11 protein-coding genes are annotated in these 12,008 nt (G+C 31.9%); 9 read left to right on the forward strand and 2 right to left on the reverse strand.

Annotation, left to right across the window (positions count from 1 at the left end; translation table 11 throughout):
• Positions 1 to 2 precede the first annotated feature (2 nt).
• The 8 genes from KSU54_RS10215 to KSU54_RS10250 all read left to right on the forward strand — a co-directional run bounded on the left by KSU54_RS10215 (position 3) and on the right by KSU54_RS10250 (position 8,991).
• The gene (locus tag KSU54_RS10215) at positions 3 to 2,474 is read left to right on the forward strand and encodes a heavy metal translocating P-type ATPase (protein ID WP_117792442.1); all 2,472 of its coding nucleotides are present in this window, start codon (positions 3 to 5) and stop codon (positions 2,472 to 2,474) included.
• Between the two features lie 100 nt (positions 2,475 to 2,574).
• A complete protein-coding gene (locus tag KSU54_RS10220; protein WP_009009900.1) occupies positions 2,575 to 3,375 on the forward strand; it encodes an MBL fold metallo-hydrolase in 801 nt (266 codons plus the stop codon).
• 10 nt (positions 3,376 to 3,385) lie between these two features.
• Positions 3,386 to 3,622 (forward strand): FeoA family protein, encoded by a 237-nt coding sequence (locus tag KSU54_RS10225; RefSeq protein ID WP_003537724.1) that lies wholly within the window; start codon positions 3,386 to 3,388, stop codon positions 3,620 to 3,622.
• Positions 3,612 to 5,624, forward strand: a complete 2,013-nt coding sequence (feoB, locus tag KSU54_RS10230; protein WP_003537725.1) for a ferrous iron transport protein B — start codon at positions 3,612 to 3,614, stop codon at positions 5,622 to 5,624. Before KSU54_RS10225 ends, feoB begins: the two co-directional genes overlap by 11 nt.
• Positions 5,625 to 5,674: 50 nt before the next feature.
• The gene (locus KSU54_RS10235; protein ID WP_008791714.1) at positions 5,675 to 6,316 is read left to right on the forward strand and encodes a lactate utilization protein; all 642 of its coding nucleotides are present in this window, start codon (positions 5,675 to 5,677) and stop codon (positions 6,314 to 6,316) included.
• Between the two features lies 1 nt (position 6,317).
• Positions 6,318 to 7,733 (forward strand): 4-alpha-glucanotransferase, encoded by a 1,416-nt coding sequence (gene malQ, locus KSU54_RS10240; protein ID WP_003537728.1) that lies wholly within the window; start codon positions 6,318 to 6,320, stop codon positions 7,731 to 7,733.
• 1 nt (position 7,734) lies between these two features.
• Entirely contained in the window at positions 7,735 to 8,244 is a 510-nt protein-coding gene (locus KSU54_RS10245; protein ID WP_003537729.1) for a flavin reductase, read from the forward strand.
• Positions 8,245 to 8,295: 51 nt separating this feature from the next.
• Positions 8,296 to 8,991, forward strand: coding sequence for a DUF421 domain-containing protein (locus KSU54_RS10250; protein WP_020994385.1), 696 nt, complete (start codon positions 8,296 to 8,298; stop codon positions 8,989 to 8,991).
• A gap of 46 nt (positions 8,992 to 9,037) precedes the next feature.
• Here KSU54_RS10250 and KSU54_RS10255 read toward each other — a convergent pair whose 3' ends face one another.
• A complete protein-coding gene (locus KSU54_RS10255) occupies positions 9,038 to 9,814 on the reverse strand; it encodes a type III pantothenate kinase (RefSeq protein ID WP_003537732.1) in 777 nt (258 codons plus the stop codon).
• On the reverse strand, positions 9,808 to 10,995 hold the full coding sequence (gene coaBC, locus KSU54_RS10260; RefSeq protein WP_003537733.1) for a bifunctional phosphopantothenoylcysteine decarboxylase/phosphopantothenate--cysteine ligase CoaBC: 1,188 nt from the start codon (positions 10,993 to 10,995) through the stop codon (positions 9,808 to 9,810). The genes KSU54_RS10255 and coaBC overlap by 7 nt, the downstream gene beginning before the upstream one ends.
• 340 nt (positions 10,996 to 11,335) lie before the next feature.
• Here coaBC and KSU54_RS10265 point away from each other — a divergent pair, with 340 nt between their 5' ends.
• Positions 11,336 to 11,887 carry a DJ-1 family glyoxalase III gene (locus KSU54_RS10265; protein ID WP_008791715.1) on the forward strand — a complete coding sequence of 184 codons (552 nt, stop codon included), beginning with the start codon at positions 11,336 to 11,338 and terminating at the stop codon, positions 11,885 to 11,887.
• Positions 11,888 to 12,008: the final 121 nt, after the last annotated feature.

Raw genomic sequence — 12,008 nt, forward strand, 5'->3', positions numbered from 1 at the left:
TTATGAAACTTAAGTATAGTTTGAAAGGTTTAGATTGTGCTAATTGTGCTCAAAAGGTTCAAGAGCGAGTTAGTAAACTTGAAAATGTTAGAGAGTGCAGTGTTGTGTTCGCAACGACAAAAATGTTTGTTGAAACAGATACTGATTTGTTTGATGAATCAAAAATTGTCGAAGCTGTTAAAAGCGTTGAACCGGATGTAGAAGTAATCAATTTATCAAAAAATGGTCAAGATTATAATGTTTCTAATAATCACGAAGAATGTAACGGTGAACATGATCACAAACATCATCATGATCACGAGAAATGTGGCTGCGGACACGAGCATGAACATCACCATGATCACAAGGAATGCAGCTGTGGACATGACCATGAGCATAATATTGAATCAGTTCAACATGGTGATTTAAAAGGTGCGATTAATATTAAAATCAGTGGATTGGATTGTGCAAATTGCGCTATGAAAGTTGAACAAGCAATTAATAAAATGAATGAAATCGATGAAGCAATGATTATTTTTTCTACTGAAACACTGAAAGTAAAACCTAAGACATCGATTGCTCAAAATGAATTATTGAAAAAACTACAAAAAGTAGTTGATCAAGTTGAAGACGATGTGACTTTGACATTAAAAGATGAAATTAAAGTAGTTGAAAAACCAAAATTATTTGTTCCTAAGGAACATCTTGGGTTAATTGGTGGAACCTTAGTTTATATTGCTGGTATTATAGCGGGCGAGTTTGATTATGCAGCAATTGTTTATGGAATTGCATATTTATTAGTAGGGTATAAAGTTATATTAAAAGCATTAAAGAATATCAGGCGTGGTGAGGTTTTTGATGAAAATTTCTTAATGTGTATTGCAACGATTGGAGCATTTTGTATCAGTGACTATAAAGAAGCTATTGCAGTTATGTTATTCTATTCTGTTGGAGAAATTTTTCAAGCATATGCAGTTAATAAAACAAGAACTTCAATTAGTTCATTAATGGATTTAAAAAGTGATTATGCTAATTTATTAGTGGGTGAGGAAATAAAAAAAGTTGCTCCAGAAGAAATTAAGATTGGTGACGAGATTATTGTTAAAGTTGGTGAAAAGGTACCTCTTGATGGAGTTGTACTTGAAGGTGCTAGTACTCTAGATACATCTAGTTTAACTGGTGAAACACTGCCGCGTAATGTTAACAAAGGTGACGAAGTATTAGCAGGCGTAGTTAATTTAACAGGAATTATTAATCTTAAAGTATCTCAGGTTTATGAAGATTCAACTGTTTCAAGAATTTTAGATTTAGTTGAAAATGCAGCTAGTAAAAAAGCTCCAATTGAACAATTTATTACACGCTTTGCAAGAATCTATACGCCAACTGTTGTATTTTTGGCTGTTGCACTTGCAATTGTTCCAATGCTGATTTTTAAAGATGCAGTATTTACAGATTGGTTATATCGGGCTTTAACTTTCTTAGTTGTCTCATGTCCATGTGCATTGGTTATTTCAATTCCATTGGGACTATATGCAGGATTAGGGAAAGCAAGTAAAGTTGGGGCATTAATCAAAGGCGGTAATTATCTTGAATTATTAAAGGATATTGATACTGTTGTGTTTGATAAAACTGGAACACTTACAGAAGGTAGCTTTGAAGTTGTAGAAATTAATGGTGCCGATGACTTATTGATGCTTGGAGCATATGGTGAAAGTATGTCAAATCATCCAATTGCTAAAAGTATTTTAAGAAAATATGGTCAAGAAATTGATCAAAAGCGAATTAGTGACTTTAAAGAGATAGCAGGTAAAGGTATTGAAGTTAAAATTGATGATAAAGTATATAATTTAGGTAATAAATCTTATATTGAAGGTTTAGGAATTACAGTCAATAATCCATCTACAGTAGGGACAGTAGTGCATATTGTTTGTCAAGGTAAATATTTAGGTAATATTGTTGTCGCAGATAAAATAAAAGAAACTACTATTGAAGGAATCAAACATCTGAAAAAATATGGTATTAAAAATACTGTAATGTTGACAGGGGATCGTAGCGAAGTAGCCGAAGATATTGCTAAAAAAATTGGAATTGACACAGTTTATAGTGAGTTGTTGCCACAAGATAAAGTAATTCAAGTAGAAACTCTAATCAATCAGGGAGCAAAATTATCATTTGTCGGTGATGGTATTAATGATGCACCAGTTCTAGCTCGAGCTGATTTAGGAATTGCTATGGGTGGTGTTGGAAGTGATGCCGCTATTGAAGCAGCTGATATTGTATTGATGAATGATGATATTGTTACGATTGGTGAAGCAATCAGTATTTCACAAAAAACAAATAAAATTCTAAAACAAAATGTGACTTTTACATTGATTATTAAAATTGGAGTCTTATTATTAACAATGTTTGGATACGCCAATATGTGGATGGGTGTGTTTGCTGATGTTGGAGTAACATTGATTGCAATCTTAAATTCAATGAGAATATTACGATAATTGATTAGGACTGGTTAGCCGGTCCTAATTTTCTTTAATTTAAAGTTAGAGTCTATAAACTTTATTTGATATGGTGTATAATTTAGCGCGGAGGATATTTATGGAGAAGGTAATTATATTAGGAACAGGAAATGCAGGTGTAAAAAATTGTTATAATACTTGCTTTGCTTTGAAAAATAAAAATGAATATTTATTGGTTGATGCCGGCGGTGGAAATGGTATTTTAAAGCAGCTTGAACTGGCAAAGATCGAATTATCCCAAATAACAAATATGATTGTTACGCATAGCCACACTGATCATGTATTGGGAGTAGTATGGATTTTTAGAATGGTTGCAACCAAAATCAAAAGTGGTGAATATGACGGTAACTTCAACATATACTGTCATGATGAATTGGTTTCTACAATAAAAACAATTATCAAACTAACAGTACAAGAGAGGCTCTATAATTTAATTGATGAGCGTATATTTATTAATGAAGTACAAGATGGACAAAAAATCACAATTTGTGAACATCTTGTGACTTTCTTTGATATTTACTCAACAAAAGCAAAACAATTTGGTTTTTCGATTGAATTAGATGATGGAAAATTGACATGTTTAGGTGATGAGCCATTCAATGAATTATGTTATCAATATGCTGTTGATTCAAAATGGTTATTAAGTGAAGCTTTTTGTTTATATCAAGAACGTGATTTTTTTAAGCCATACGAAAAGCATCATTCAACAGTAAGAGAAGCTAGCGAACTAGCACAAACATTAAATATCAAGAATTTGATTTTATATCATACTGAGGAAAAAAATCTTAGTCATCGTAAAAAATTGTACACTGATGAAGCAAAGCAATATTTTAATGGAAATATCTTTGTGCCTGATGATCTGGAAGAATATAGGTTGTAGGAGGAGTAACATGACACTAGATAAATTAATTCCAGGAATGAGTGGGAAAGTTACGATTGTTCACGGAGAGGGCTTATTGCGTCGTCGTTTGTTGGAAATGGGATTGACTCCAAAAACAGTTGTAAAAGTTCGCAAGATTGCACCGATGGGTGATCCTATTGAACTTTATTTACGAAGTTATGTTTTAACGATTCGTAAAGATGATGCAGCGATGATTGAAGTAGAGGTGATTAGTGATGCCAACTAAAACAATAGCTTTAATTGGAAATCAGAATTGTGGTAAAACAACTCTTTTTAATGCTTTAACTGGTTCGAATCAGCATGTTGGTAATTTTCCAGGTGTAACAGTTGAACAAAAATCTGGAACTATTAAAAAACATCCATCGATTAAATTAGTTGATTTGCCAGGAATATATTCATTAACACCATATACAATGGAAGAAATCGTCTCAACTGATTTTTTGATTAAAGAAAAACCATCAATGATAATAAATATTATCGATGCGACTAGTATTGAACGGAATTTGTATTTAACAATGCAGCTTTTAGAATTAAATATTCCAATGATTTTGGCGCTGAATATGATGGATGAGGTTATTAGTAGTGGTAATAGCATTGATGTAGAAGGATTACAACAGGCGTTAGGAATACGGGTTATTCCGTTATCAGCAAGTAAAAATGAGGGAATTGAAGAATTGATCGAGGCTATTGAAACAACTCTAAAAGAAAATAACTGTTCACATTTAGATCTTTGTTCAGGTGAGATTCACAAAGCGATACATTCAATAACCCATTTGATTGAAGATAATGCAGTTAAGGCAAAACTACCAAAACGTTTTGCCGTTACAAAAATTATTGAGGGTGATAAAGATATTATCAGGCAATTACATCTTGATGTTCAGCAACTTCATATTATTAAACATATTATTGAGGATATGGAAGAAAAGGAAGGCTTGGATAAAGATGCGGCCTTAGTGGATATGCGCTATCAAGTAATTGAAAATATCACACGACAAACTGTTTTTAAAGAGCAAGAAACTGCGGGTCAAGTACGTTCTGAAAAAATAGATTCTATTTTAACTCATAAATATTTTGGAATACCAATCTTCATTGTCGTTATGCTAATGATTTTCTTTCTGACCTTTAATGTTATTGGTGCACCGTTACAGTCATTAATGGAAATAGCAGTTGATTTTATCGGGAGTACGATTATTACATTTTTAACTAATCATCAAGTTGCACCTTGGCTAATTTCGCTACTGCGAGATGGAGTAATTGCTGGAGTTGGAAGTGTTTTATCATTCTTGCCGTTAATTGTTGTATTATTCTTTTTTCTATCGATGTTAGAGGATAGCGGATATATGGCACGGGTAGCTTTTGTAATGGATAAGCTGTTAAGAAAAATAGGTTTATCTGGTAAATCTTTTGTTCCGATGTTAATTGGATTTGGGTGTTCTGTACCTGCAATTATGGCTTCACGAACATTATCGTCTCAACGTGATCGTAAAATGACAATTATTGTGACACCATTTATGTCATGCAGTGCTAAATTGCCAATATATGGGATGATAATTGCAGCTTTTTTTAGTACGAAAGCCCCACTGGTGATGATTACTATATATTGTATTGGAATTTTAGTTGCAATTTTTTCTGCATTATTATTAAAAGCGACAATTTTCCCTGGTGATCCAATTCCTTTTGTAATGGAATTACCAAGTTACCGAATCCCAACAGCTAAAAATGTGATTATGCATATGTGGGAGAAAGCAAAGGATTTTTTAAAAAAAGCTTTTACAATTATTTTTATTGCATCTTTATTAATTTGGTTTTTACAAAGCTTTAATTTTCGTTTTGAAATGGTCACTGATAGTTCAAAAAGTATTTTAGCTTACATCGGAAATAAACTATCATTTATTTTTGCACCTTTAGGATTTTCTGATTGGCGCTTATCGACATCTTTGATTACTGGAATAACAGCAAAAGAATCGGTTGTCTCAACCTTATCTGTCCTTACTAATTCAAGTAGCCCGGATGCTTTATATCATGCTTTGAATACTTTACTTACACCAGCAAGTGCATTTGCTTTTTTAACCTTTACAGTATTATATATGCCTTGTGTGGCTGCTTTTGCGGCAACAAAACGAGAACTTGGTTCTTGGCTACAGGCAATCTTGACAGCAGGTTATCAAACAGGAATTGCTTACGTAGTTGCTTTTATTGTTTATCATTTAGCTTTATTGATTTCTTGATTGACAAATAATATAATTATAAATAGATAACCAATGAAAGGACTTACATTATGGATAAAAATTTAGGAACTATTATTAAAATTAAACAAGATGGGATGATCAAAGCGTTTGAACAAAATAATATGCAAATTACTTTTGTTGATAACTTTGAACAATTACATAATTATTTAAAAAAATATTTATGTAATCACAAAACAGTTGCCTTAGGTGGTTCGATGACTTTATTTGAAACAGGAGTAATTGATTTAATTCATCAATCTGATGTTTTATTGCATGATCGCTATCAAGAGGGATTAGAGCGAGAACAAATGCAGGAAATATTCAGAAAAGCTTTTACTAGCGATTTATTTATAACGAGCACAAATGCTCTAACTACAAATGGATGTTTATACAATGTTGATGGAAATGGAAATCGTGTTGCAGCTATGATCTATGGTCCAAAAGAAGTTATTGTAATCGCTGGGAAAAATAAGATTTTTGATAGTGAAGAAGAAGCAATCAATCACATTAAATCAATTAGTGCTCCCGCAAATGCTGTTCGTTTAAATAAAAAAACACCATGTACTAAAACAGGGACATGTATGAATTGTTTATCAGCAGATAGAATATGCAGCAGCTATGTCAAATTGGGGTATCAAGGTAACATTAATCGAATTAAGATCGTTATTGTTGATCAAGATTTAGGTTATTAAGATGAAGAGTGGAATTTTATTTCCTTTATCAAGTTTTCCTTCAAAACATGGGATTGGTGATTTAGGAAAAGAAGCTTATAAGGTCATTGACCAGCTTGCTGCAAATAAAGGTCAATATCTTCAAATTTTGCCATTTCATCCTTCTACTCAAGCTAATTCACCATATCGTGCGGTAAGTACATATGCCGGAGATGAAATCTATATTAATTTAAACAGTTTAGTCGAAAATGGGCTGTTAGATGAAGTACCTGAATATTATTCTGAAACATCAAATGTTGATTATGACAAAATCAGAAAATTTAAGCATAAATATTTATTATTGGCATATAACAATTTTAAGGGCAATGATCAGTACGATCGTTTTTTAACTAAATGCCCTTGGGTTTTTGATTATGCTCTCTACTGTACGTTTGCTTCAATTAATAAAAGTTATGATTGGGCATCATGGCCGACTGAATTTAAAGATTATCCTAAATATCATCAGGTAAATTTAACAAAATATACAGAGCAGATTGCTTACTATCAATTTGTTCAATTTATTTTTTATCATCAATGGTTTTCATTTAAAAAATATGCTAATGATAAAGGAATCAAAATTATTGGTGATATGCCATTTTATGTTGATCACGGTTCAGTCGAAGTATGGTTGGATAATCAGTCATTTTTATTGGACGAAGCGGGTTATCCAACAAGTGTTGCTGGTGTTCCACCCGATTATTTTAGTCCTACTGGGCAATATTGGGGAAATCCTCTTTATGATTGGAAATATCTAAAATTTAATAAATTTAAATTTTGGACTGATCGAATTGGCTGGGCTAGTAAGATCTTCGATATTACTCGTATTGACCACTTTCGAGCATTTGATTCGTATTGGGATATTCCTGTTGATGCACCAACAGCGATTGAAGGAAGTTGGAAATATGCTCCCGGCTACGAACTATTTGATCAATTATATGCCTCTCTAGGAAGTATTGATTTAGTAGCAGAAGATCTAGGTTATCTGCGTCCTGAAGTTATTGAATTAAAAAATCATTATCATCTCAAAGGAATGAAAGTTTTTCAATTTATGTTAGATGATGGTTTTAATGATCTTGAACATTCATATTTTTATCCCGGAACTCATGATAACGAAACAATCAAAGGATGGAGCGATAGCCTTAATGAAGAAGCATTGAATAAAATAAAGAAAATAGTTGATGAAAAACTGCCGCTAAATTTAGCAATTATTAAATTCTGCTTACATTCCAATGCCAGTGATGTAATTGTTCCAGTTTGGGATTTGCTGGAAGTAGATAATGAACAACGGTTTAATATTCCGGGAGAAGTTAATGATACCAATTGGACTTATCGTGTATCAAACATGAGCTTAGTTGAGAAAGCTTTTAAATTATTTAATAAACTAAAAAGTGAGGATTAAAATGAGTTATAAAAAAATAGATGTCAATGAATTAAGTTTAAATCCGTTTAAAACAATCGGAAAAGATTGGCTTTTAATTAGTGCTGTCAAAGATGGAAAAATAAATACAATGACTGCCTCTTGGGGTAGCGTTGGAGTGATCTGGAATAAAAATGTTGTGACTGTGTATATTAGACCACAGCGATATACTAAGGAATTTGTAGATAGTGCAGATTATTTCACGTTAACTTTTTTTGATGGCTATAAAAAAGAATTAGGGGTTCTAGGTTCAAAATCTGGACGTGACAGTGATAAAATAAGAGAAGTTGGTTTTAATGTTGAGATGATTAATGAACAGCCTTTATTCAAACAAGGCACAATGGGAATGGTTTGTAAAAAATTATATCGGGGTAAAATTGAACCAACAGGGTTCATTGATGTTTCTCTAGATGTGAAAAATTATCCAGATCATGATTATCATTATATTTATATTGGTGAAATAGAAAGTATTTATGTAAACGAAAAAGATTAATCTTTTTCGTTTATTTTTGCATATTAAGGACATACTTTAATTGGTGAGAATATGCAGATATTAGAATATATAGTTGTCCCTGTTATATCATTAGCAGTTCTATTTGGAATAACAAAAATGATGGGATATCGACAAGTTAGCCAATTAAATATGTATGATTATATAAATGGAATTACAATTGGGAGTATTGCCAGTGAGCTAGTCATGGGTGGGTTTGATAATATGTTAAAGCCGCTTATTGCTATGATCGTATATACAATTGTAATAATTATCCTTTCCAAACTAGCAAGTACTTCTTTAACGATGAGAAATATTATTGACGGGCATCCGGTAGTTTTATTTGAAAATGATCAAATATATAATGAAGAATTGGAAAAGGCTAAACTTGATGTTGATGAATTTTTAATGCAATGTCGAATAGGGGGCTACTTTGATTTAAATGAATTACAGATGGTTGTATTAGAAACAAATGGAAGCTTAAGTTTTTTTCCAAAAGAAAAATATCGTCCTACTGTGGTCAATGATTTAAATATTAAAATTAACAAAGTTAATCCGCCGACTTTATTAGTTAAAGAAGGAACGATTTTTCATGAAAATTTAAAATCAATTAATCATGATGTTGATTGGCTTGAGCGGGAACTAAATGTTTTAGGAGTACCGTTATCAGATATTATTTTAATGTATCAAGAGGATAATAGTAATCTAGGTGTATACACTATTAATGAAATTGAAAAAAAATTTAATTAATACGTGAGTTGAAATTTAGACAACAAATAGGAAGTATTATTACTTCCTATTTGTTATTTTTTCGATATTTATCATAAATGATTTTCAAACCTTTAAAGGTTAAATCAGGGTCGTATATATCAATTAAATCGGTTTCATTAAAAATAATCCGACCTAGTCCACCAGTAGAAATAACTTTAAGTTTCTCATTATACTCGGCTTTAATTTCACGAATAATATTTTCAGTTAATCCAATATATCCATAGATTATTCCAGCTTGCATACTAGATACAGTATTTTTGGCGATTACACTTTTAGGTTTTTTGATTTCAATTTCTGGTAATTTTGCTGCCTGACTAGATAGCGCATTAATACTAATGCCAATCCCGGGAGCTGTTGCACCGCCTAAAAAATCACCATCTTTACTTATTACATCAAAAGTAGTCGCAGTTCCAAAATCGATTACAAGGCAAGGGCCACCGTGAATGTAATATGCTCCAGCAGCATCAACCAGGCGATCGGCTCCTAATTCTTTAGGATTATCGATTTTAATTCGGATTCCTGTTTTAATGCCAGGACCAACAATAATCGGCTCTTTATTAAAATATTTTTTAATCGAATTAGTAAATGAATACATAATTTTAGGTACAACTGAGGCAATAATAATGTCTTCAATTTCATCAACTAATATGCTAGATGCCTGCAAGAAACTTAGCAGCATAAATCCATATTCATCAGAAGTCCGTTCTAATTTTGTTGTTAGACGATAATTGTCAATAATTTCATCTTTATCAACTAATCCCATCGTAATATTTGTATTTCCAATATCAATTACAATTAACATGAATGACTCTCCTTGATTTTTATTAATTTTTTTAAGATTAAATCACTTAATTCATCTTTAGACATAAGTTCAATTGATTGTACGTCATTTTTACTAATAAAAGTGACTTTATTAGTATCTTTTTTGAAACCAGCACCATTTTCATTTAAATTATTAGCAACTAATAAATCACAATTTTTACGTTTGAATTTATCCTTAGCATTTTCAATTAGATTTTGTGTTTCCATTGCAAAACCGCAAATTGTTTGAGTTGTTTTATGAGCGCCTAAATAAGTAAGAATATCATCATTTTTAACCATCTCCAAAATTAATGAATCTTCATGCTTTTTTATTTTATTAGTAGCAATTTCTTTGACCCGATAATCACCTACAGCAGCGGCTTTAATGATATAATCTTGTTTTTCATAACTTTCTTTGACGGCTTCAAACATAGCACGGGCAGATTTAATATTGATTACTTCAACTCCATACGGAACCCTTAAATCTGTCGGACCACTAATCAGAGTTACTTTAGCACCTAATTGATAGGCGCGTTTTGCCAATGCATAACCCATTTTTCCGCTTGAATGATTAGTGATGTAACGAACGGGATCAATCGCTTCTTGAGTTGGACCGGCAGTTACTAAAACACGTTTATGTTTTAATGGCTTAGGACTTAAACAATATTCAACCATGTTAATAATATCATCAGTATCAGCTAATTTTCCACGGCCAACATCTCCGCAAGCAAGTAACCCGTAGCCAGGCTCAACAAATTTAATGCCATAAGTTTTGCATCTTTCAATATTACGTTGCGTTGCTAAATTGTCATACATATTAACATTCATTGCTGGTGCAATCAGCTTAGGACAAGTAGCAGCTAAAAAGGTTGAAGTAACAATATCATCGCAAACACCATTAGCAATTTTACCAATAATATTAGCTGTTGCAGGGACAATGATAAAACAGTCTGCCTTCTTTGCATAGCTGATATGTTTAATTTGATAACCTTGATCGTCAAAGTCATCGACCAGAACAGGTTTGTTGATTAAAGCACCAAGAGTTAGGGGACTGATAAATTTTGTTGCATTTTCAGTCATAATTACTTCAATATCATAATTTAATTTTTTTAAAGCTCGAACTAAATCACAAGTCTTATAAGCAGCAACACTGCCACTAATACCTACAATAATTGTTTTCATATTACTTCCTTTCTATCTTTGAACTATCTCAAATTTGATTAATAATTTAAAAACAATTCTAGTATCAATCATGCTTCATCACCATCTTTTATTCATTGGGAATGAGCTTGGATTAAATACTAGAATATATAATAATTAACTTTTCTATATTTCATTTTGCCTCCACTACCGTTCTTCCTAGATACAGTGTCAATCATGATTTATAAATGATTAATGATGAGCGATCATCACTAAATGATAAAGCCATTATATTACTTAATGAATAATAATTCAATCATTTAAATTGTACCTTTTGTCTGATTGGTGCTAAAATAATAAAAAAAGAAATGGAGTGAGTTGAATGAAAAAAGTCGCAGTATTATTTCATGATGGATTTGAAGAAGTTGAAGCTTTAAGTGTTGTAGATATTATGCGTCGAGCAAATGTAGAATGTACAATGGTAGGAATGGATAAATTAGAAGTCACTAGCTCTCATCAAATTAAAATTAAAATGGACCAAATCTATGATGGGTTAGATAACTATGATGCAGTTGTTATTCCTGGAGGAATGCCTGGGGCAAGTAATTTAAGAGATGATTCACGGGTTATTGATCTTGTTAAACAATTTAATCATGATGGTAAAATAATTGGAGCAATCTGTGCGGGACCGATTGTTTTACAGGAAGCAGATGTTATTAAAGGAAAAACCGTAACTTGTTATCCAGGTTTTGAAGAACAGTTAATTGGTTCTAATTATCAAGAAGCACTTGTCCAAAGAGATGAGAATATTATTACTGGAAAAGGACCAGCAGCAGCTCTAGCTTTTGGGTACACATTGCTAGAAGCACTTGGGTGTGATAGTAGTGTGATAAAAGAGGGAATGCAGTATACTTATTTAGAAAAAAATATTTAATCAAATTACTTTAAATGGTAAATGAATAGGATTATAATATTACTGTTAAATAAGGAGGAAAATGATATGGCTAAATTTGTATGTTCTGTATGTGGATATGTTTATGAAGGAGATGCAGCTC

Source organism: Erysipelatoclostridium sp. MSK.23.31 (assembly GCF_019125875.1).
Taxonomy (GTDB): domain Bacteria; phylum Bacillota_I; class Bacilli_A; order Erysipelotrichales; family Coprobacillaceae; genus Thomasclavelia; species Thomasclavelia ramosa.

Coding starts and splice junctions, on each gene's coding strand:
- KSU54_RS10215 (WP_117792442.1), top strand. CDS start 3: ATGAAACTTAAGTATAGTTTGAAAGGTTTAGATTGTGCTAATTGTGCT.
- KSU54_RS10220 (WP_009009900.1), top strand. CDS start 2,575: ATGGAGAAGGTAATTATATTAGGAACAGGAAATGCAGGTGTAAAAAAT.
- KSU54_RS10225 (WP_003537724.1), top strand. CDS start 3,386: ATGACACTAGATAAATTAATTCCAGGAATGAGTGGGAAAGTTACGATT.
- feoB (WP_003537725.1), top strand. CDS start 3,612: ATGCCAACTAAAACAATAGCTTTAATTGGAAATCAGAATTGTGGTAAA.
- KSU54_RS10235 (WP_008791714.1), top strand. CDS start 5,675: ATGGATAAAAATTTAGGAACTATTATTAAAATTAAACAAGATGGGATG.
- malQ (WP_003537728.1), top strand. CDS start 6,318: ATGAAGAGTGGAATTTTATTTCCTTTATCAAGTTTTCCTTCAAAACAT.
- KSU54_RS10245 (WP_003537729.1), top strand. CDS start 7,735: ATGAGTTATAAAAAAATAGATGTCAATGAATTAAGTTTAAATCCGTTT.
- KSU54_RS10250 (WP_020994385.1), top strand. CDS start 8,296: ATGCAGATATTAGAATATATAGTTGTCCCTGTTATATCATTAGCAGTT.
- KSU54_RS10255 (WP_003537732.1), bottom strand. CDS start 9,814: ATGTTAATTGTAATTGATATTGGAAATACAAATATTACGATGGGATTA.
- coaBC (WP_003537733.1), bottom strand. CDS start 10,995: ATGAAAACAATTATTGTAGGTATTAGTGGCAGTGTTGCTGCTTATAAG.
- KSU54_RS10265 (WP_008791715.1), top strand. CDS start 11,336: ATGAAAAAAGTCGCAGTATTATTTCATGATGGATTTGAAGAAGTTGAA.